At 42.7% G+C, this 19,957-nt stretch carries 21 protein-coding genes; 7 read left to right on the top strand and 14 right to left on the bottom strand.

What is annotated here, in order from left to right; all coding sequences use genetic code 11:
• Positions 1 to 67 precede the first annotated feature (67 nt).
• On the bottom strand, positions 68 to 2,482 hold the full coding sequence (gene helD / locus NZ043_RS23825) for an RNA polymerase recycling motor HelD (protein WP_339309393.1): 2,415 nt from the start codon (positions 2,480 to 2,482) through the stop codon (positions 68 to 70).
• Between the two features lie 412 nt (positions 2,483 to 2,894).
• Here helD and NZ043_RS23820 point away from each other — a divergent pair, with 412 nt between their 5' ends.
• Entirely contained in the window at positions 2,895 to 3,875 is a 981-nt protein-coding gene (locus NZ043_RS23820) for an aldo/keto reductase (protein ID WP_339309392.1), read from the top strand.
• Between the two features lie 74 nt (positions 3,876 to 3,949).
• Here the strand turns inward: NZ043_RS23820 and NZ043_RS23815 are convergent, their stop codons facing one another.
• Together NZ043_RS23815 and NZ043_RS23810 are read right to left on the bottom strand one after the other, a co-directional pair.
• Positions 3,950 to 4,321: an iron chaperone gene (locus tag NZ043_RS23815; protein WP_339309391.1), complete on the bottom strand. Its 372-nt coding sequence runs from the start codon at positions 4,319 to 4,321 to the stop codon at positions 3,950 to 3,952.
• Positions 4,322 to 4,449: 128 nt separating this feature from the next.
• Positions 4,450 to 4,923: an HIT domain-containing protein gene (locus NZ043_RS23810; RefSeq protein WP_339309390.1), complete on the bottom strand. Its 474-nt coding sequence runs from the start codon at positions 4,921 to 4,923 to the stop codon at positions 4,450 to 4,452.
• A 315-nt stretch (positions 4,924 to 5,238) separates the two neighbouring features.
• Here NZ043_RS23810 and NZ043_RS23805 point away from each other — a divergent pair, with 315 nt between their 5' ends.
• Positions 5,239 to 5,763 (top strand): hypothetical protein, encoded by a 525-nt coding sequence (locus tag NZ043_RS23805; RefSeq protein ID WP_339309389.1) that lies wholly within the window; start codon positions 5,239 to 5,241, stop codon positions 5,761 to 5,763.
• Positions 5,764 to 5,950: 187 nt separating this feature from the next.
• Here the strand turns inward: NZ043_RS23805 and NZ043_RS23800 are convergent, their stop codons facing one another.
• Positions 5,951 to 6,991 carry an NAD(P)-dependent alcohol dehydrogenase gene (locus NZ043_RS23800; RefSeq protein ID WP_253508327.1) on the bottom strand — a complete coding sequence of 347 codons (1,041 nt, stop codon included), beginning with the start codon at positions 6,989 to 6,991 and terminating at the stop codon, positions 5,951 to 5,953.
• A 192-nt stretch (positions 6,992 to 7,183) separates the two neighbouring features.
• Between NZ043_RS23800 and NZ043_RS23795 the strand changes: the two genes are divergently transcribed.
• The gene (locus tag NZ043_RS23795; RefSeq protein ID WP_339309388.1) at positions 7,184 to 7,597 is read left to right on the top strand and encodes a MerR family transcriptional regulator; all 414 of its coding nucleotides are present in this window, start codon (positions 7,184 to 7,186) and stop codon (positions 7,595 to 7,597) included.
• A gap of 98 nt (positions 7,598 to 7,695) precedes the next feature.
• On the opposite strand, the gene NZ043_RS23790 is transcribed toward NZ043_RS23795, so the two are convergent.
• Entirely contained in the window at positions 7,696 to 8,274 is a 579-nt protein-coding gene (locus NZ043_RS23790) for a TetR/AcrR family transcriptional regulator (RefSeq protein ID WP_133384723.1), read from the bottom strand.
• A gap of 289 nt (positions 8,275 to 8,563) precedes the next feature.
• Here NZ043_RS23790 and NZ043_RS23785 point away from each other — a divergent pair, with 289 nt between their 5' ends.
• Entirely contained in the window at positions 8,564 to 9,487 is a 924-nt protein-coding gene (locus NZ043_RS23785) for an AraC family transcriptional regulator (protein WP_339309387.1), read from the top strand.
• Positions 9,488 to 9,638: 151 nt separating this feature from the next.
• On the opposite strand, the gene NZ043_RS23780 is transcribed toward NZ043_RS23785, so the two are convergent.
• The 5 genes from NZ043_RS23780 to NZ043_RS23760 all read right to left on the bottom strand — a co-directional run bounded on the left by NZ043_RS23780 (position 9,639) and on the right by NZ043_RS23760 (position 13,591).
• Positions 9,639 to 10,661, bottom strand: coding sequence for an NADH:flavin oxidoreductase/NADH oxidase (locus NZ043_RS23780; protein ID WP_339309386.1), 1,023 nt, complete (start codon positions 10,659 to 10,661; stop codon positions 9,639 to 9,641).
• A 112-nt stretch (positions 10,662 to 10,773) separates the two neighbouring features.
• Positions 10,774 to 11,118 carry a hypothetical protein gene (locus tag NZ043_RS23775; protein ID WP_339309385.1) on the bottom strand — a complete coding sequence of 115 codons (345 nt, stop codon included), beginning with the start codon at positions 11,116 to 11,118 and terminating at the stop codon, positions 10,774 to 10,776.
• 51 nt (positions 11,119 to 11,169) lie between these two features.
• Positions 11,170 to 11,814 carry an SDR family oxidoreductase gene (locus NZ043_RS23770; RefSeq protein ID WP_339309384.1) on the bottom strand — a complete coding sequence of 215 codons (645 nt, stop codon included), beginning with the start codon at positions 11,812 to 11,814 and terminating at the stop codon, positions 11,170 to 11,172.
• Positions 11,815 to 11,952: 138 nt separating this feature from the next.
• On the bottom strand, positions 11,953 to 12,378 hold the full coding sequence (locus NZ043_RS23765) for a MarR family transcriptional regulator (RefSeq protein WP_017688556.1): 426 nt from the start codon (positions 12,376 to 12,378) through the stop codon (positions 11,953 to 11,955).
• 184 nt (positions 12,379 to 12,562) lie between these two features.
• Positions 12,563 to 13,591: an ABC transporter substrate-binding protein gene (locus NZ043_RS23760; protein WP_339309383.1), complete on the bottom strand. Its 1,029-nt coding sequence runs from the start codon at positions 13,589 to 13,591 to the stop codon at positions 12,563 to 12,565.
• 211 nt (positions 13,592 to 13,802) lie between these two features.
• On the opposite strand from NZ043_RS23760, the gene NZ043_RS23755 reads away from it, so the two are divergent.
• Positions 13,803 to 14,615 carry an undecaprenyl-diphosphate phosphatase gene (locus NZ043_RS23755; protein ID WP_036608062.1) on the top strand — a complete coding sequence of 271 codons (813 nt, stop codon included), beginning with the start codon at positions 13,803 to 13,805 and terminating at the stop codon, positions 14,613 to 14,615.
• Positions 14,616 to 14,702: 87 nt separating this feature from the next.
• On the opposite strand, the gene NZ043_RS23750 is transcribed toward NZ043_RS23755, so the two are convergent.
• Positions 14,703 to 15,881: an MFS transporter gene (locus tag NZ043_RS23750; RefSeq protein ID WP_339309382.1), complete on the bottom strand. Its 1,179-nt coding sequence runs from the start codon at positions 15,879 to 15,881 to the stop codon at positions 14,703 to 14,705.
• Positions 15,882 to 16,019: 138 nt separating this feature from the next.
• Entirely contained in the window at positions 16,020 to 16,877 is an 858-nt protein-coding gene (locus tag NZ043_RS23745) for an arginase family protein (protein WP_339309381.1), read from the bottom strand.
• 105 nt (positions 16,878 to 16,982) lie between these two features.
• Between NZ043_RS23745 and NZ043_RS23740 the strand changes: the two genes are divergently transcribed.
• On the top strand, positions 16,983 to 17,348 hold the full coding sequence (locus NZ043_RS23740; protein ID WP_026081085.1) for a helix-turn-helix domain-containing protein: 366 nt from the start codon (positions 16,983 to 16,985) through the stop codon (positions 17,346 to 17,348).
• Between the two features lie 142 nt (positions 17,349 to 17,490).
• On the opposite strand, the gene NZ043_RS23735 is transcribed toward NZ043_RS23740, so the two are convergent.
• A complete protein-coding gene (locus tag NZ043_RS23735; RefSeq protein ID WP_074095010.1) occupies positions 17,491 to 17,961 on the bottom strand; it encodes a GNAT family N-acetyltransferase in 471 nt (156 codons plus the stop codon).
• A gap of 218 nt (positions 17,962 to 18,179) precedes the next feature.
• Here NZ043_RS23735 and NZ043_RS23730 point away from each other — a divergent pair, with 218 nt between their 5' ends.
• Positions 18,180 to 18,845 (top strand): MBL fold metallo-hydrolase, encoded by a 666-nt coding sequence (locus NZ043_RS23730; RefSeq protein ID WP_339309380.1) that lies wholly within the window; start codon positions 18,180 to 18,182, stop codon positions 18,843 to 18,845.
• 67 nt (positions 18,846 to 18,912) lie between these two features.
• Here the strand turns inward: NZ043_RS23730 and NZ043_RS23725 are convergent, their stop codons facing one another.
• Positions 18,913 to 19,536 (bottom strand): hypothetical protein, encoded by a 624-nt coding sequence (locus NZ043_RS23725; protein ID WP_339309379.1) that lies wholly within the window; start codon positions 19,534 to 19,536, stop codon positions 18,913 to 18,915.
• Between the last annotated feature and the right edge of the window lie 421 nt (positions 19,537 to 19,957).

The following is a 19,957-nucleotide window of genomic DNA, read 5'->3' as shown; positions in this document are numbered from 1 at the left end:
TAACCTTTGAAATAAGGCTCCGAGCATCTTTCTTTGGTCCTTCATTGAGAACGGATTTACATAAGGATTATGATTTTATGTCATACAGATTCGCAGGTAACGCCTGCACAAATGGTGACCAGTCACTCACTGTATATAGATGAAGTCGGTGCATGGCCCGTGTGCATGCCGTATACAGAAGCTTGCGATCATATTCCTGGCTGTAAGCGACGGGTGAAGCATCATAGATCAGGACAGCATCGAACTCAACGCCTTTGGCGAGATACACAGGAATAACCATGATTCCTTTTTCAAAAATCTGTGTATCCTTTGTTATGAGTTGTATCCCTTCGCCGCCTTGACTTTGCAACCTTGCATAGGCATCACGACTTTCAGCCGCGGTTTTCGTAATCACAGCGATGGAATCAAACCCCTCCGCCTTAAGCGCGGCGATGTCTGCGAGAATCTGTGTACCACGCAGATTTTTGTCCTTCAATTTTGTTAAAAGAGGCTTCTGATCTCCCCTTTCAAACGGTCTTATCTCTTCTCCCCCTGGTAACATCTGTCTCGTGAATTCAACAATCTCTTTGGTTGAACGATAACTACGTACAAGGCGTATCAATGTAGTTTCGCCTTTTCCGTAAAGGTGAACCAGTGGCGAGTTGGATGCTGCCAAATCCGTAGCCTGCATAAAGATCGCTTGCCCGAAATCCCCCAGCACCGTCATGCGGGCACGAGGAAACAGCTTTTTAAGATATTCATATTGAAACGCCGAATAATCCTGGCCTTCATCCACGAAGACATAACGAATCTCCGTGTTTGTTCGGACGCCTTCGATCATCTCTTTTACATATAAATACGGAGTAGCATCCTCATGGAACAGCTTGTTCTGAAAAATCATTTCTTTGGTCTGTTTACAGATCTCAGGCCAGTGCTGCGGGGGGATTGCCCCATTCATTTGTTCTCGATAAGCGGCTTCATCTACAAATAGTTGTTCGTATATGCCTTTCACATCCACGAACTGGAATTTCCGCACACTCTTCCTTAAAGGTTTAAACATGTCTTTCACCAGTTTCTGACGAAGCAACTCCTCTTCCTGCACAGCAAAGTTAAAGGCACCCTCATCTTGCATTGCACTGTTATTCCCGTTATCTCGTGCTGCGTATTTTTCCGCCACATCAAACACAGGCTTTTCTTTGTGCAACATGCGGAAAGCTTCCACGTACTCTTCTGTGTCCAGATAATTCAACTCCTCCAGAACCCAGTCTGCTTCCCGTTCCAGACGTTCCAGCGAAACAAGTTCTCTCAGCAGCCATTCCTGCAAAAGAAGTATGCGGTTGGACAAGGTAAGATTTTGATCCAAACTGTAAAATTGGGTCTTGATTCGATCTGAAGTGATGAATTCACGTCCCCGAAATTGAATGCCGTTGAACCGCATGCCCTCCCGCCCCAGCCACTTACCGTAGTTTTGGAGCACTTGCAGGAATGTCTCGGAAGCTTTGTACTTAATCGCCTCCAGTCGAGCTTCATATCCCGGATCTTCTTGGGCTGTCAGCACATATTCAATCTGATCAAAGGCATCCTCTGGTCGTAAGGAGGAATCCAGCCAATAATTCAGATATTCCTGGAAAGTCGTCTGCTGCATATTTTCTTCGCCAAGTTCCGGGAGCACGGTGGAAGTATAACTGGTAAACATCGGATTCGGGGAGAAAAGTACAATCTGATCTGCTTTGACGGTCTGGCGATGTTTGTATAGTAAGTAGGCCACTCGCTGTAACGCAGCGGACGTCTTGCCACTGCCAGCTGCCCCTTGAACGATAAGCATTCGGCTTCGGTCATCACGAATAATGGCGTTTTGTTCCTTCTGGATCGTTGCTACAATGCTCTTCATTTGTGAGTCTGCACCCTTGGCGAGCACTTGCTGCAACAATTCGTCACCAATCGTCTCAGTTGAATCAAACATGCTATGAAGCTGCCCATGTTGAATCTGAAATTGACGCTTGAGCTCCATCTTTCCTTCAATTCGTCCTGAAGGTGTGTCATAACTTGCTGGCCCGGGAGAGTGATCATAGTACAGACTCGCAATTGGCGTACGCCAGTCATAGATTAGAAAGTTCAATCCATCTTCATCCATGAAGGATGATACGCCGATGTAGATCTGTTCAGTCAATGTCATGCCTTTTTCCTTATAGTCGAAACGGCCAAAATACGGCGTTGGAAGCAGTCTCTTTGTATTTTTCCATTGTTGTGTTAACAGCTTGTGCCCGCGCTCCCTCTCGGCCAACACTCTGGACTGCTGATTAATGGTATAGAATGCATCTTCAAAATCACTGTACGAACTCGTATTGATCGTCACTTCTTCCCAGAACCGTTTACGAATTTCGGCAGCCTGTTCATGCAGTCCGGCAACCTTCGGTTCTAACTCGTCGAGTCTTGCCTGAAGCTTGTTCCTCACCTGTACTAATCTTTCCTCTTCCAACTTCCAATCGTTTGTTTTATCCATGAATAAGTCCACTCCCTTTTCCATTTATTAGGACCAAAAAAAGAGCATTGACAAATCGGAATGTCGGATGTAAAATTAAATTAGGAGAAATAATGATTCACCCTTTATATTCAATAGAAATGTCAATTGCGCTATAGATTATATCATGGCTTTTTTTCACGTTCAATGCTTTTTTCTGTTCTGTCTGAGTTGAAAAATAATTTATATTAAATAGATGTCCCTCGAGCTACACTGGGGGCATCTTTTTTTATGTCCTCTATCTAACAGATTCTAGGATTGGATTCTGATAGGATTAGGCAAAAGTTTGATAGAAATGTGGTACAGGTTGTTACATTTGTTATGACATAATAATGTGTAAATAGATCACCATACAGGTGGCAATAATAAACATTAGAAAGGATTTGAACATAACATGGAATATACGAAACTTGGTAACACAGGCTTGGACGTATCTCGATTTTGCCTGGGATGTATGGGATTTGGGGATGCCAGTAAATGGGTTCATGAATGGGTATTGAATGAAGAAAATTCTCGCCCCGTGATCAAAAAAGCGTTGGATCTAGGCATTAATTTCTTTGATACAGCGAATATATATTCTCTGGGTACAAGCGAGGAGTATCTTGGTCGGGCGTTAAAAGATTATGCAAATCGGGATGAGGTTGTCATTGCTACCAAAGTACACGGACAAATGCATAAAGGACCCAACGGTTCTGGCCTTTCCAGAAAAGCCATCCTGAGTGAGATTGATAAAAGCCTTAAACGATTGGAAACCGATTATGTGGATCTCTATATCATTCATCGTTGGGACTACAATACGCCTATTGAAGAAACCATGGAAGCCTTACATGATGTGGTGAAGTCGGGTAAAGTGAGATATATTGGCGCTTCAGCCATGTTTGCATGGCAGTTCCAAAAAGCATTACATGTAGCAGAGAAACACGGTTGGACCAAGTTTGTCTCCATGCAAAACCACTTGAACCTCATCTACCGTGAAGAGGAACGTGAAATGTTGCCTTTATGCAAGGAAGAAAAGATTGGTGTAACTCCCTACAGTCCTCTTGCTTCAGGCAGATTAACCCGTGACTGGTCCGTATCCACGCTTCGATCCGAGACAGACCAAATTCAGAAATCCAAGTACAATGCGACCAGTGATGCAGATCGACTTGTTGTTGAACGAGTTGCATCCATTGCAGAAAAATACGGTGTCCCTCGCACACACATTGCACTTGCGTGGTTGCTACAAAAAGACACTGTAGCGGCTCCAATTATCGGTGCCACCAAAATATCGCATTTGGAAGATGCGGTAGGCGCTCTTTCCGTTAAGTTGACCTCAGAAGATGTTACGTTCCTTGAAGAGCCCTATGTACCTCACCCTGTTGTAGGTGCTCAATAATCGCTTTTGTTTAAAATATAGAAGACCTCCTCTTTCCGTATCCGGAAGTTGGGGTCTTCTTTTTATATCGCGATTTATTTACGCCAAAATGTTGAACATTCTGCCTTATCCGCTATATTGAACTCAATCATTCGCTCAAGTAATGAATAATCAATCTCCTGTTTCCACTTCATCCGCACCAACTCTTTGGTATGATCATACCCCGCCTGAGTGATCTCTTCCGAAAAACGATTAATTCCTGCCTTCTCGGGAGCAACAGCCAAGTGTTGCTTGGATACACTAAAACCAATGATAAAGGTATCATGGTCGGTAAACATCGGTTGGTTCCAGGCTATTTTTTGTTTTAATTTCGGGAATTTTTCAGTAATCCAGTTCAAGACTTCTTCCGTTCGTGCCTGGTGTTCCGGGTTATCGATGCGTGCTATAAATTCTGCAAAGGTCTCCATTAGTTTCCCCCTATAACAAGAAATCTACTATTTAATTTGCCCCATTCAAACTCATTCTATCATGAATATCAAATTCAAACCCCCTTATCTGCCGATAACTCAACAAAAAATGAGCAGCCTGCTAGACTTTAGATATTTTCCTTTATCCAAGATCGCAACTGATCCGCATAGAAAGCGCGTTCATCTGGATCGGACTGAGAACCATTTGACAGATACAGTTGATCATTCACGTATCTAGGGTAAACATGCTGATGGTAATGCCACACGTCTTGATTGCCAGCAGGTTCATTATGTTGCCGTGTCGAAATCCCATCACATCCATATGTACTTTTCATTGCAAATGCTGTAAGCTGAGCCGCGCGGTGAATTTCAACAGCGTAATCCGCAGGGAGTTCAAAGATGTTTTCGAAATGTTGATTCGGAATAATAAGAACATGTCCTTTATTGTTTGGCCACCATTTGCCTGCTATAAATGCCGTTACCTTTTCATTCTGATAGATGATATCCATTTGTTTAGTTCCCTGATCAGGTCGCTCGATACCCCAAATACGACAAAATGGACATTCGTACCCTTCAGGCTGATGTGAAAATGATGCTGTCATCTTTCTCATTCCACTCCTTTCAAATTTTTCCAACTTGTTATTAGACGCAGATATCTTCTGTTCGTTGCGATATTCTGCCCGTTAGTTTAACGTCCTGTTTTAAACATGTATAACTTACTTGGTAAATTGTACAGATGGATCTATTCCCTTTTTTTATGATAATATTTCTAATGTTGTTTACATAACAAAACATTATGGGGGTTTATTTTAATTGCAGAAAAAGACAGTTTTAATTTCATTGAAAGAACTATTAATTCTCGTAGCTGCAGAATTTCACTTCACTGTTGCAAACGAAAATCAAATCAACGTTGCACGATGAAGAAAAAAGATTCTAAAATCGTCGTTATCGTTATCGTTGTCGTTTTATTGATTATTGCTTCAACTTTTGTTTTAATTGAGAACTCAATCATCAAGAAAGAAAATGAGGTTAATTCGAATTATTATACTGGTTTTGTTTCGAGAGTTCAGAAATTGTATGATACACTTTCTCAAACCAGTGAGGTAGAGTCTAATGGAGAAATTGAGCAAATGTTTGATGTTTATGCTTCCATTATTTTAGTGAATGACCGATTAACTCTTCTAAAAGAAAATGCTAAAAACTTCTCTGAACTAAATCTTCTTATCAATGACTTTTTAATATTTAGAAATGAATATGGTTATCTTGTAAAGGATCAATTAAAAGGTAATCGTGCAGATTCTGAAGTACTTATAAAAGTGGTCAAACAGATCAAATTATTCCTGAATGACTTGCCAATAGAGTACCAGAATTCCAAGGAATTTTCTGATAAATTTAATGCAGCTACTGATCATATTAAGCCTTTATTACATCTTAATTTTTAATCTATTTGAGCCGCCGTTGCGGCTCTTTTTCTGCTTATAAATATAATTTTAAAAGAATTGTTAAGATTAAATATGAACTTTCACCAAGAAGGCGAGCTATAAAGCGCCCCTACAATTAACAAAACAGAAAAGCAGCTGACCTTATCGGCAGCTGCTTACTTCTATCTTTTAACTAGCACACTCACACTTAGATTGTGCTGTTATCAATAACAAAGCGATATTTCACGTCGGAAGCCAATACACGTTTGTATGCTTCGTCAATCTGATCGGCGGAGATGACCTCAATATTAGGTACAATATCATGTTCTGCACAAAAATCGAGCATTTCCTGCGTCTCACGAATGCCACCAATCATGGAACCAGCGAATGAACGGCGATGACCGATAAGAGAAAAAACGTTAACAGCTAAAGGTTCTGCAGGAGCACCTACGTTCACAAGTGTACCATCCAGCGTGAGCAGTGAGAAATAAGCGTTAATATCAATATTAGCACTTACTGTGTTAATCATCAGATCGAAGGTGCCTGCAAGTTTCTCGAATGTTTCCGGTTCGCTTGTGGCAAAGTAGTGATCTGCACCAAATTGCAGTCCATCTTCTTTTTTGCTTAAGGATTGGGAGAGAACCGTTACTTCGGCACCCATCGCATGTGCAATTTTGACAGCCATATGACCAAGACCACCCATACCTACAACGGCAACCTTCTTACCTGGGCCAGCTCCCCAGTGATGAAGTGGTGAATACGTCGTAATACCGGCACATAGCAAAGGTGCAGCAGCATCAAGTGCAATGTTATCAGGGATGCGAACGACGAAATCCTCTACGACAACAATATGAGTTGAATATCCACCTTGCGTAGGCTCACCGTATTTGTCTACTCCAGCGTAAGTTTGAATATTTCCTTTGAGACAGTATTGCTCTTCACCTTTGCGACAGTTAACACATTCACCACAAGAGTCCACCATACATCCGACCCCTACTCGGTCACCAACCTTATATTTGGAGACTCCAGTTCCTACATCGGTTACAATCCCGGCAATCTCGTGTCCAGGAACGAGTGGATAATTCACAGGACCCCATTCACCGTGGGCAGTATGGATGTCAGAATGGCAGATACCGGCATATTTAATCTCGATTAATACATCATTGGTATCCAGATCACGTCGTTTAATTTCAGCACTTCTGAATTGTTGGTCTGGTCCGTCAACGGCTCTGGCTTTAGCTATAATCAATGGGATAACCTCCTAGTAATTTAAAGTTCAAAGTTATCTTACCCCCTCTAGTTAACTCTAGGTCAAATGTTTATCTTATTTTTTTATCTCCAACGTACTTTGACATCCAGTTATCCAACATGTTAGAATTCACTCGGATCAATCCTAGAGTTAACTCGAGGTCTACCCCAAGTAGAAAGGAATTCATTCTAAATGCCCTATTCAATCGGTGAAGTTGCCAAAAAATTAGACCTTACGGTATATACATTGCGTTACTATGATAAGGAAGGACTCATGCCTTTTGTAGAACGTACTACGAGCGGAACACGGTTGTTCAAAGATTCAGACATCGACTTTCTAAAGATCATTCAATGTCTGAAGCTGACCGGGATGCCTATTAAAGACATTAAGGACTTCATTGTATGGTGCTCTGAAGGGGACTCCACACTGAAGCAAAGATATGACATGTTTACGGAGCGAAAAGCTATTGTGGAAGCACAAATGGAGGAACTAAGAAGAACCATGGAAGTCATCGAGCACAAACGCTCCTACTATGAAACAGCTTTGGAAGCTGGGACCGAAGAGATTCATAAAATTAAACCGATAGAAAATGCCATCAACAATTGATGGTTTAAGCTTTCTCTTTTCTAAAATTAGCGACAAAAAAAGTAGCTTGAAGTCCTCTAACGGATTTCAAGCTACTTTTATGGGTACGTCTCTGCTCATCATTTCTCCAAAAGTTTCATCGATACATCGATAATCCGGTTTAATTTTTCCTTATCGGTCGAGGTTCTCGCCATGGCTCTGATGCCAACGGAAATATTGTGCAGGTACTCTGCCATTTCCTTCGCATCATGATCAGAGGAGAATTCTCCCTCTCGCTGTCCCCATTGAATAATCTGCTCGAACATTCGCTCAGCTTCGCTAAACGATTCAAGAGATCGGGTGTCCACGTCCGGATCACGTGTGCCTAACTCTACCGCCGAGTTCACGATCAAGCAACCCGATGGTGTATCCTCTGCTTCACTGATCATAACATCGAAAATTTTATGCAGTGCTTCCACTGCCGTCTTGGATGCCTTGATTTCTGCAAGTAATGTGGTGCTGACCTTACCGCTGTAACGATCCATTGCCTGCAAGAACAGCGAATGTTTGTCGTCAAATGTATCATATATACTTCTGCGATGAATTCCCATATGCTCAACCAGGTCACTCATCGACGTTTTCTCGTAACCTTGTTCCCAGAAGATCTTCATTGCTTTATCCAACACTTCGTTCACTTCAAACTCTTTACTTCTAGCCATTCGACTTCCCTCCTAAAATCAATCTAACACATCGGGAACGATCAGTAAATAAAAGATGCAGATACCTCTTTTCATTCTCATCTGATCATGTATTAGCTGATCCGTAAGTGTATATCTTCTGTACTTGTTGTATATCATGACCTGTGTACTTGTGAATATGTAACCAACAATCAGGTGTCTTATCCATTCACATCAAATGTTTGCCTATTCCTATCCGTTTTCTACCGCCCAGGGTCTATATACGATAGAATGTAACTTATTATGTTGTGTCGAAAAAGGAGAACTATGTATGTCTGATCAAATACATGAACAACAAAACGAATTAGCCACACTCATTGACCGTTTGTCTGACAAGGACGGGGTGCACCCTACGGCTATCCCCTCATTATTTTTAATCCGCGAATCCGTTGTTACTGAACCTATATTTAGAGTGAATGAACCATCCTTCTGCATTATCGTACAGGGTGAGAAAGAGGTCCTGCTGGGACAGGATCGTTTCCGATATGGTCCAGGAAGTTATATCGTGGCAACCGTTGACTTGCCGGTTAGTGGACAAGTGATTCAAGCCTCGTCTGAGGCTCCCTATCTGGCCCTGAAACTTGAATTCACATCCAGTGAGATTCTGGAAGTATTGAACCATTCTGATTTCCCGGCAAGACCGCGGAAAACGACGAGACGTGCGATGTTTGTCAGCCAAGCTGAGCCGTCTTTGCTGGATGCAGTCGTCAGGTTAGCCCGTTTGTTGGAAGATCATTCGGAAGATATCCCACTACTCGCTCCTTTGTTCAAAAAGGAGATTCTCTATAAAGTTCTGAAAGGCCCCCATGGGATTGCCCTGGAACAAGCTACCATGGAGGGAAGCCACACCTATCGAATCAGAGACGTTATTGAATATATTATGAATCACTCTGATAAGAATTTTCGGGTTGAGGATCTGGCGGATTTGGCGAATATGAGTACTGCTTCGCTGCACAGACACTTTAAAGAAGTGACTGCCATGAGCCCGATTCAGTTTCAAAAACAACTGAGGCTGCAAGAAGCTCGCCGCTTGTTATTATCTAAATCCACCGATGCAGCAGATGTAGCATTTCAGGTAGGTTACGAGAGTCCTTCCCAATTCAGTCGTGAATATTCTCGCATGTTCGGATTTCCGCCCAGAGAAGATATTAAACGCTTGAGAGGCAGAGCCGATGAAACGACTACACTCTATTGATGAAGACTGGCTATTATGTTTCTTTACCTTGTCTAGTTTAACCCAAAAAAGGACTCCTTCTGTTTTGTCAGAGGAGTCCTTTCTTATTCATGTATTAATGAAGATCATTAGATGATTAACATTAGATGATTAACATTAAATCATTAGTACATTAAAAGCCAGTTGTATATTGTTTTGGAACGTCCGTTGCCTTACGCAAAGCAGACGCTGCTTCCAAGGCCCAGTAAGGATTTCTTAACAGACCTCTGCCAACTGCAACAAGATCAGCTTCTTCATTGCCGATGACTGCATTTGCCAACGTAGGATCATCGAGTCTTCCAACAGCAATCACGGGCACATCAAGAGCCTCTTTGATTGCTTTAGCGAGAGGTACTTGATAAGCCGCGTGAGTTCCTGGTCTGCCCCATGCAGCGATAGGTCCTTCGCCACCAGATGAGATGTCAAATACGTCAACGCCTGCCTCTTTATATGCCTTGGCAAACTCGGAACTTTCGTTAATGCCATAGCCACCTTCTACATATTCTTTGGCTGAAATACGCATCATCAAGGGCATATCCTCGGGCATCTCTGCCTTCGCAGCCTGAATAATCTCCCGGCCGAATAAAGTTAAATCTTGACCATATTCATCTTCTCGCTTGTTTGTTAGTGGAGAATGGAATTGATGAATTAAGTAACCATGTGCACCATGAATCTCAATTGTATCAAAGCCCGCTTTTACAGCACGAGCTACAGCACTCCGGAATTTTTCAACCATTCCTTTAACTTCATCCGTTGTGAGCGCTCTAGGTTGCTTGGAATTCTCATCAAAGGCGATCGCGGATGGAGCAACTGGAACTTCGGCATCTTCTGCTTTGCGGCCCGCATGAGCAATCTGAATACCGACCTTGGCACCATAACTGTGACACGCATCGACGATTCGCTTCAGAGCTGGGATCTGTTCATCCGACCACAGTCCAAGATCATAATCTGAGATCCGGCCATCCGGTTCCACATCTGTCATTTCAATGATAATGAGACCTGTTCCTCCCACGGCACGACTAACGTAGTGCATATAATGCCAATCTGTTGCAATACCATCTTTTTGCTCAACTGAATATTGGCACATTGGAGCCATTACGACACGGTTTTTAAGCTCTAGGCTTTTAAAAGAATATGGACTAAACAAATCTGTCATCAAAATAAAACTCCCCTTTTCATGAATCACGTATAATAAAAATGCATGCGCAAGCATAGAATAAATGCCTACGATTAATAACTCCGTATGATTTAGAACTCACATGTATCTTTTACTTCATCACATAAAGACATGCAAATCCATGCTTTCGCAAAATACGGACAGCCTTTTTGGATTGAAGCATACCAGGTGACATTATAATTACGTTATCTTCTCGAAGAAGGTATTTTTCCCATGTGAAAGCAAGGCGTCCCAGTGAGATGTTAATCGTATCCGGAGTAGGATTAGCCATATAATCCGTCGCATCTCGAATATCGATCACTTTATACTGCCGAAAATCACGCTCATGTCTGAGAAATACATGATAATCTATATATTCAAGGTTGCGCAGTGGCCAAAATTGACGTACAACGATGAAGATACCTAATATGAAGGTCAAAAGCATCAACATAATCATTGTATAGCCCTCTCTTAACTCATCAGATATCGTCGAAAATTTTGTTTTGGATCAGAGCCCACTTAATGCCTCAGATATTGTATCCTCACCAGCGATTAGATCAAATGAACGCTTGTAGGTATTCTTCTCACTCAAACTGGCCAAAATCACATGAGCTACATCTTCACGAGCGATGTTACCGGATGTAATATTCTCAGAAGCAGAAACTTTACCTGACCCTGGTTCATTCGTTAGAATCCCTGGACGTATAATGGTATATGTTAATCCACTGATCTCTAACAATTTATCAGCATAGTGTTTCGCTACATAATACGGAAGGATGTTATCATGCCAGTTCTCACGATTATTGGCTTGAATCGCACTCACCATGATAAATCGATCAATACCCGCTTTTTGAGCCGCTTCAATAGTTTTCCCGGCACCATCCAGATCAATGAGGAGTGTTTTATCATATCCCGTTGTACCACCAGAGCCAGCTGCAAATACAATTGCGTCACAACCCGTTGCAGCAGCTACAAGTGAGTCAACCGTACCTTCCAAGTTGGCAAGCACCGTTTCCACACCCTGTGCTGCAAATGAATCTACCTGTTCTTGTTTTCGTACCATGGCAAGAACCGTGTGCTCTTCACTATTCTTCAAAAGATGAATAAGCTGTTGACCAATCTGTCCATTTGATCCAACGACGAATACCTTCATGTTCAATACCTCCTTTATACATGAATCACCGCATCCACATTAAATTCATGCGCGTGCATTTAATTTAATGGATATTTTATTGAGTGTCAAGTCTTCTTATAGGGTAAATGATTACATTACCCTATATTCACCCTAGCCTTAGAACAATTCTTTAGTGAGGTTCTCTAATCGAGTCTCAAATCCATCCTGTTCCAATTCAGTTTGCAAGACCTGATTAAACGTTTGAAGTGCTTTCTTGTATTTATTCTCTCCAAGCTCCGTAATACGAGTGTAAATGCCACGCCGGTCATCTTCACATGCATGTCTTTCCAGAGCCCCACAGTCTTTGGCTTCCATCCTAACGACGAGCCTGGAAGTAGCACTTTGGCTCAACCCCACTAGTTCTTGAAGTTGCTGTAGGCGTAATTCCTTACCCTCCGCATTATATATGAAGTTTAACACATAAAATTCCTTCAAAGATAAGTCATATTGTTGAAGCAGAGCTTGTTCCAGCTTCTCGTTCAGATGGGTATGAATGTTAGAGAAAGCCAACCAAACATTCAAACGTTCACTCTTTTGCTGCAATCTAGATCACCCCACTTGATATTTAATGTTCATCAGCTGTTATCCTATTGTATCAAGCTTAATTACATTGGTCAAAATCCATCCAAGATCGACGTATATAACATTCTAATCTCATAAGAAGAGCATTTCCCCATCTTGTAACGATGTTTGGAAATGCTCCAGTATTACCATTTATGCAGTAATCTTACTTCGCCGAAAGCAGGCTATCAGAAATAAATTGCAGCTGACCTTCCAACGTTAATGGATCGTTGTATGAGTCTGAGGTCGGGTCAAGCTGGAACACATGATTTGCCTTCACCGCAGGCAAGTTCTTCCATAATGTATTGTCATATACGATCTTGGGATCGGTTTTATCTCCTGACCACGGGCTGGTAAAGATGATATCACCTGCATACTCCGGTAATAGTTCCATGGAGATTGAAGCCCATCCAGTTCCGCTGTCAATCGCTTCAGCTTGGGCCTTGGCTGGTGCCTTGAGACCAAACTCCCCGTAAATAATTTCACCGCCTCGACCATAGTTATGACCAAATACAAATAATCCTTTGGCATACGGATTCAGGATGGAAACGGTGCGATCGCCTACAGCTTCCTGAACCTTGGGCTTCAGTTCGTTGATCTTCGCTTCCCATTTAGCATTCCAAGCTTTAGCAGCGTCTTCTCTATTGGTGAGCTTGCCCATTTCAAGCATTAGATCCTTGAAATTGCGCTTACCATAAGCAATCTGTACAACAGGCGCAATCTGCTCCAGCTTGTCGATGCCCTCTGTTCCAGTGTATACGATAAATAGGTCAGGTTTTAAACTGATTAGTTTCTCTGGTGTAGGCTCTTGACCCAGATCACTGGTGCCCGCTGCTGCAAGTTGATCCTTGATATATTTGTTGTTCATCGCTCCTGATAATGCGCCAACTACCGGTGCATCCAGGGCAACAAAGTACCCTGTCGAAAATGATGTCAAATCAATAATGCGCTTAGGATTCTTCGGTACCTGTACTTCGCCTGCATCCGATTGATATGTAACAAGTTCCTCTTCGGCAGTTGCCACTTTATCAGCGGAAGAAGCTGAATCCGAGTCCGTCTTGGTTTCTGTCTCCGCAGCTGCATTCGTGCTGTCCCCGGTTGTACTATTGGTCGTGGCAGACTGACCACATGCACTAAGTACAATCAGCAAGATGAGTGCCATCATGATCCATATTGATTTTATCTGTTTACGCAAAATAAACCCACCTTTTCGTTGATATTGATAATCGTTATCAACGATATCATGCTCTGCAGGATTTGACAAGCTATGTTTATTTCCCTCTCTCTATGAACTCTAACTTGCAAGTCACCAACTTAAACAGCTATCATCAATAGAGTAGACAAGTCATTTTTATTAAAAAGAGAGATCATTGGAAAGCCAATGAAACGTATTCAAGGAGGACAACATGGAAGAGATTATATTGTGGTTAAAGTATTTATTTTTAGGTATTGTTCAAGGTGCAACGGAGCCGATTCCCGTCTCCTCAAGCGGTCATCTGATCATCGCCCAGAAACTGATGGGCATCAAGCAGAATGGATTGTCATTTGAGATTTTAACAAACACAGCATCACTTATCGCTATTATTTTTATTTTCCGGGAAGATATCAAAAAATTGATTATTGGTGCATTAGGTTACCTGCGTACTCGTAAAGAAGAATATCGAGCAGACTTCATGTTTTGCTTATACATAATTATTGGTACGATCCCTGCTGCTGTCGTTGCGGTCCTGTTCAAGGACCGGATTGAAGAAATATTCTCGTCCGTATATACCGTTTCCATCGCGCTATTAATCACCGGGGTTGCCTTGTGGCTTATTCGTAATCTTCGTGGTCGCAAGCAAGATGGTGATCTGTCTACGAAAGATGCATTGTTGGTAGGACTGGCTCAGGCGGTCGCTCTTATTCCGGGCATAAGCCGCTCAGGGGCAACTGTAATTGCGTCCATCGCTGTCGGCATGAAACAGGAAACCGCTTTGAAGTTCTCCTTTATGCTGTACATTCCCATAAGTATTGGTGGACTCATTATGGGTGTATCCGACATTGCCAATGATCCGAATCGATCACAACTCGCTATCCCTTATCTGATCGCATTCATCACGACACTTTTTGTCACCTATTTCTCCATGAGATGGTTTATGGGCATTATGGCCAAAGGCAACCTGAAATACTTTTCGTATTACTGTTTTGCCGCAGGAACATTGTTGCTGATTTTCTTATAAAAAAAGTCCACACACCAAAAGGAGCAACCAGAGATGGTTGTTCCTTTTGTTATATAGTGGCAGAGCCTTAATGACCTGTAGCAAGAGCTACACCGTCAAGCGCGTAGCCTTGTTACTTCTGTTAACCAGCTCTGTAGCCACGAACATGACACTGAACAGAATCAGCAGGATCAGGGGTACCATTGACATTCCCCATTGGCTGGCTATGAGTCCCATACCTAACGGGATGAGTGTTGAACCTGTATAGGCACTGGCCATTTCAAGTCCAATTACACTTGGGGATGCCTTCTCGCCGAAGCGTTCCGGTGTCGCATGAACAATGCTCGGGTAGATCGGTGCTCCGCCCAATCCCACGATAAATAAAGCACCTGCGGCAACCCAGTACGGTACCGGCATAACCAGGATAACCAATCCGAAGCATCCAACGATTCCACCATATCTAATGAGATTTTTGCTGGATACATGAGTCGAAAGAAAACCTGAGATTACACGGCCCAAGATAATGCCAATGAAAAATAGAGAGGAAAGTGCTGCGGCAGTACCTGGAGAAACTCCTTTGCTAACAATGAAGAAAGAAGCCATCCACAGACCGGCAGCAGTTTCGGAACCATTGTAACAGAGCATCGCAAGCATCGACATTTTCACGCCGGGGATACGTATGGCCTCACGGTTGCTTACGCGTTTCTTCTCATCACCTGAACCATCTACTCTTCCCTTCTCAAAAATCTTCCATAGAGACAAAGTTGATAATAAGATCACCACGATCCCAAGCAAAATCAACCCCACAGTAACGTATCCTGCACGCCAGTTGTTTGCTTGATTCAGCCAATATGCCATAACGAGTGGGCCTGTCACTGCGCCAATTCCCCAGAAACAATGCAACCAGTTCATATGCTTGGCCTTGAAATGCAAGGCTACATAATTACTTAGTGCCGCATCCACCGAACCTGCACCTAAGCCGAGAGGGATCGCCAGAATCAGTAAAAACACAAAATTCTCAGAGAATGAGAATCCCAACAGCGCGATCGTTGTTGAGAGGATACTGAATAATGTGACTTTACCCGTTCCGAACCGGTGTAACAATCGGCTGGCGGACAGACTGGACACGACTGTACTAAATGAAATGATTAGCGATATGTAACCAGCCATTTCTGTTGTCGCATGTATATCGTTTTTCATAACGGACCAGGCACTGCCAAGTAAAGCATCAGGTAATCCCAGCCCTATAAATGCGAGATAAATAATGATTAACAATAACGTGACCATCTGGGTGTCTCTCCTCAGTTTGTTTAATTTCTGATTCTCGTCGAACCACCCATATAATAATATTGATATCTCTATCTGTAATCTTCCTATATTTTGACTCGTTATATCAGTATTCTGATATATTTTTGTTATCCTACATCACTGGTTCAAAATAGGAATTTCTCCAAGCAAATTCTTCAAGTTAATGGCATCCCACGGCATATGCTCAGTTATTCCTAATCCAACTACATCTGTTTCTTCAGACAGTTCTTTGATCAGATGAAGCAAGTGAGGTATTTGCATGGTTCCCGCTGGTGAAAACACATAAGGTTCCCCTGGTTTGGCAAATAACAATGAACGGAACATGTTAGGATCAAGCACATCCAGATCAAGATGAATTGCCAGATGTTTGAACCCAGTCTCTTTAATCCACTTCTTAATCGAATCCATGCCATGGGTTAATTCTTCAGTTCCAGCCGTTCGGATACCCAATCTTTGAATTACTTCGGTTTCCTGTTCCGTGGGGGTTGTCAACCCGGCCATGAAGACATGTTCAGGCTTCAAGGGGACACTCACATGTTTGGCAAACTCCGGATCTCCTTCCCCAAGAAGGTTCCCAAGCGGTAAAGTATGACCGTTATCATAGCCCTCGTATCTAACCAAATCACCATGTGCATCAATCCATATCAAACCAAGTTCTCCGCCATATCGTTCATTTAAATAAGCAAACGGGGCTTGTTCAACCAAACAGTCACCGCCAAACATGACAATGCGATCGGGCTGGTGAGCTTGAATAATATGCTGGGCAGCCTGCAATTGCTGAAGTAGCTGTGTTCTGCCTTTTATCCCGTTCTCGCTTACCAGAGATGTTCCATCATAAGCCTCAACAGGAACATGAATGAGAGGTTGATCATTGTCAGGTGCAAGCCATGCAAGCAGCTCCGCTCCAAAAGAGTAGTTAGGATTATCTCCACCTTGCCATTGTGGCATAAGTAAACGTATTGTTTTTTGAGTCATCGTAAATCCCCTTTACTTCAAAGTAAGGTTAGTATAAACTGAGCCCAAACAAATAAATAGTACGGTCTTTTAGGATAGGTACTACCCGGAAGGATAGTGTGAATGATGAGTATGGCTGAATACCACGGTAAAGTTAAAAATATTCAAGATACCCCTTTTGGATACACGTTGTCCGTTATTGGTGGCAAATGGAAAATGGTGATTATGTATCTTCTGGCTGATAACCAGCCTGTCCGCTTCAATGAACTTAAAAGACAGATCGGCGCCATCACGTATAAAACGCTGAGTTCACAGCTCAAAGAATTGGAAGCAGATGGTATGGTGGAGCGGAAAGAATATCCCCAAGTCCCTCCTAAAGTCGAGTACCGTCTGACAGCCAAAGCTGAAACGTTATTGCCCGTTTTGGAAGGACTATGCGAATGGGGTGTCCAACATCAGGAACCTTCGATCAATAATAGCGCAACGGATTAAACGCTTTTGTCTGTATTTTCAGATGAGATAATTGGAGTAAATGCAGTATGTTAAAATGCAAAAAGTCGCCAATCGGCGACTTTTTTACTTTTATCTTGTGTTCCTCTGTCCGTTCAGCAAATAAAAGCTGTAATTCGTAGAATTATACTTTTTCGTGTACCAGATCTTTCTGGTAGGCCAACACTCTGTCCCAATTGCCACTGAAAACAGGAATTCGGTAATACCCTACACGCTCATACAGCGCTGCAGCTTCTGGCTGCAAGGGCCCTGTTTGCAGTTTCAGATTGGTATAACCAAGTTCGTTCGCAAGACGCTCTGCCTCGGCCAATATCGCCTGGGCAATCCCCTTACGGCGGTAACCACTGCGTGTATACATGCGTTTAACTTCTACAGATGTATCATCAAGGGGTCTAAGTGCTCCGCAACCGACCGGATACCCGTCGATCCTGGCAACGATAAAAGCCGCACGTGGCACCTCAACGTCTGACAGTTGAAATCCCGCCGTTCCATCACCGCCATATAACAAACCGAGTTCTTCACTCAGTTCCTTGATCAATAACAGCGAATCTTCGCTCCGAATATCTTCAGCTGCTGCATGCACGATATGTGTCATCCCACATACCCCCTTTATCTTATTGGACTTATTGGTTTAAATGATATATCTAAATTATCATTCCCAACAGCAAGCGTCAATTCCCCAATTCATTGAATATTTCTATAAGTACACCCTATAAATACCCGAACGTATCTTATTGCCGTCTTTATTCGTTTACATAAGAAATATAACAAGCAACGATGTATATGAATTTCAACTCTCGGAGGTCTGATATTATGGAAATTTCAAAGGGAATAACGATGCTTCAGCTTAATTTCGAGGGGAATATAATTCACCCTGTTCTGATATGGGATGAAGAAATGGTTGTGTTAATTGATACCGGATTCCCTGGACAATATGACGATTTGCGTATCGCACTCGAAAAGATTGGTGTGCCGATCAGCCGACTTAAAGCAGTGATTTTGACGCATCAGGATGTGGACCATATCGGGTGTCTTCCCGAGATTTTGCAGGAGTGTGGCTCACAAGTCAAGATATATGCGCATGCGCTGGATAAGCCATATATTGAGGGACAGCTCCCTCTTCTCAAAGACGGTCACCTTGAGCATCCTCCAATGGGCAAAGTAGATGAAACGGTAACTGATGGTCAGGTACTGCCGTTTTGCGGCGGAATTCGTGTTATTCATACACCTGGTCATACGCCAGGTCATATCAGTCTATATTTGATGGGCAGCAAGACGCTCATCGCCGGAGATTCAATGTATAGTGTAGACGGCAGGCTTGGAGGCATTCATGAACCTACTACGCTGGATATCGAAACGGCTCGTTGCTCCTTGAAAAAGTATATGGAACTCGACATTTCATCTGTGATTTGTTACCACGGTGGACGAAGTCATGTGAATGTAAATGAACAGATCTCAGAACTTACTCAAGGGTTATAAATAGTAAATTTGCTGATCCGCGAATGGTTACCGTCTAAACCCAGAAACCATTCTTAGCATAGTCTTCCTATTGTTTTGCAAACTGTAAAATGGCTGTAGCCGCACGAATTCGCAGCTCTTCTTCTTCACTGTGTAACGCTTCTCTCAGCACCTGGAGAGCTATTTGAATCGTGGCTTCATCTACCCCTGTTGAGAGAGAGTTGGTTGCTTCGGCTGTTATACTGACTGCAAGACCTCGATCCAGCTGTGCTTGTGATATGGGATACTCAAACTTCGCAAGGATGGCTGAATCATTTTGCAGTGCCTGCACTTTGTCATTCAGCTCAGCGAGAGGAATACGACCCAACCATGTAACTCCCCGACGGTGACAGATCAAGTCGTTTTCTGTGCCAGCGGAATCGTCGTAATAATAATCCCCGATATCCCCAACATACGTCCATTCATCATCGCTAATTAATACATAATCTCCATCCTGCATGAGGTTAGCAAACATATGTAGTGTCGCGTGTGTGCTCGCCAATTCTGCTTCATCCAAGCTATAGTGTTGAACTAACTGTTCCTTCCATAACTCCGGGGGCGTTTGCTCCAGATCCCCTGTACCTGACCAAGCAATACCAATATAATTGTCTTCCAGAAATGATGCTACTCTGTTGATCCCATGCACAGTCGACTGGATATGATACAGGTTCATGCGTACCGCCTTCCTTTCAATCATTCGTATGAACGTAGTTAACCATTGTAACATTAGTGGTGTCTATTTCAAACGTAATGATCTCTTTCCCATATGGGGGGGTTATGTGGACCGTAGAAAGTTCTGACTTCCAGAACGGTTCGAAAGTTATAACCACCTTGTGTGCGCCTTTTAAGTTCCAATACGTGGATATCATATAGCCCGTAGCTAGGTACCGGCATATGATTTTCCTGATAATAGTTGGTAATCTCACAGGCAATTTACCATACTCATCCACCTTTTTACTTTCTATTATCCCGAGCGAATGCAAAAGCATACAAAATATGATTACGATCTATTATTTATCCTTAGCTGAGTTGGAAGGTTATTATGTCATCGGAGTGGCAAGTGTAAATACTCGTTAATTCAACTTATGTAGCAT

The sequence above is a fragment of the Paenibacillus sp. FSL k6-2145 genome, from assembly GCF_037976585.1.
In the GTDB taxonomy this organism is placed as follows: Bacteria; Bacillota; Bacilli; order Paenibacillales; family Paenibacillaceae; genus Paenibacillus.
This window is presented reverse-complemented; position numbering and strand designations above follow the sequence as displayed.

Bases quoted from the DNA above. Each gene is read 5' to 3' on its own strand.
- NZ043_RS23755 (WP_036608062.1), top strand. From the start codon at position 13,803: ATGGAAGAGATTATATTGTGGTTAAAGTATTTATTTTTAGGTATTGTT.
- NZ043_RS23770 (WP_339309384.1), bottom strand. From the start codon at position 11,814: ATGAAGGTATTCGTCGTTGGATCAAATGGACAGATTGGTCAACAGCTT.
- NZ043_RS23740 (WP_026081085.1), top strand. From the start codon at position 16,983: ATGAGTATGGCTGAATACCACGGTAAAGTTAAAAATATTCAAGATACC.
- NZ043_RS23730 (WP_339309380.1), top strand. From the start codon at position 18,180: ATGGAAATTTCAAAGGGAATAACGATGCTTCAGCTTAATTTCGAGGGG.
- NZ043_RS23815 (WP_339309391.1), bottom strand. From the start codon at position 4,321: ATGGAGACCTTTGCAGAATTTATAGCACGCATCGATAACCCGGAACAC.
- NZ043_RS23775 (WP_339309385.1), bottom strand. From the start codon at position 11,118: ATGATTATGTTGATGCTTTTGACCTTCATATTAGGTATCTTCATCGTT.
- NZ043_RS23735 (WP_074095010.1), bottom strand. From the start codon at position 17,961: ATGACACATATCGTGCATGCAGCAGCTGAAGATATTCGGAGCGAAGAT.
- NZ043_RS23780 (WP_339309386.1), bottom strand. From the start codon at position 10,661: ATGACAGATTTGTTTAGTCCATATTCTTTTAAAAGCCTAGAGCTTAAA.
- NZ043_RS23795 (WP_339309388.1), top strand. From the start codon at position 7,184: ATGCCCTATTCAATCGGTGAAGTTGCCAAAAAATTAGACCTTACGGTA.
- NZ043_RS23805 (WP_339309389.1), top strand. From the start codon at position 5,239: ATGAAGAAAAAAGATTCTAAAATCGTCGTTATCGTTATCGTTGTCGTT.
- NZ043_RS23810 (WP_339309390.1), bottom strand. From the start codon at position 4,923: ATGACAGCATCATTTTCACATCAGCCTGAAGGGTACGAATGTCCATTT.
- helD (WP_339309393.1), bottom strand. From the start codon at position 2,482: ATGGATAAAACAAACGATTGGAAGTTGGAAGAGGAAAGATTAGTACAG.
- NZ043_RS23750 (WP_339309382.1), bottom strand. From the start codon at position 15,881: ATGGTCACGTTATTGTTAATCATTATTTATCTCGCATTTATAGGGCTG.
- NZ043_RS23820 (WP_339309392.1), top strand. From the start codon at position 2,895: ATGGAATATACGAAACTTGGTAACACAGGCTTGGACGTATCTCGATTT.
- NZ043_RS23785 (WP_339309387.1), top strand. From the start codon at position 8,564: ATGTCTGATCAAATACATGAACAACAAAACGAATTAGCCACACTCATT.
- NZ043_RS23790 (WP_133384723.1), bottom strand. From the start codon at position 8,274: ATGGCTAGAAGTAAAGAGTTTGAAGTGAACGAAGTGTTGGATAAAGCA.
- NZ043_RS23725 (WP_339309379.1), bottom strand. From the start codon at position 19,536: ATGAACCTGTATCATATCCAGTCGACTGTGCATGGGATCAACAGAGTA.
- NZ043_RS23745 (WP_339309381.1), bottom strand. From the start codon at position 16,877: ATGACTCAAAAAACAATACGTTTACTTATGCCACAATGGCAAGGTGGA.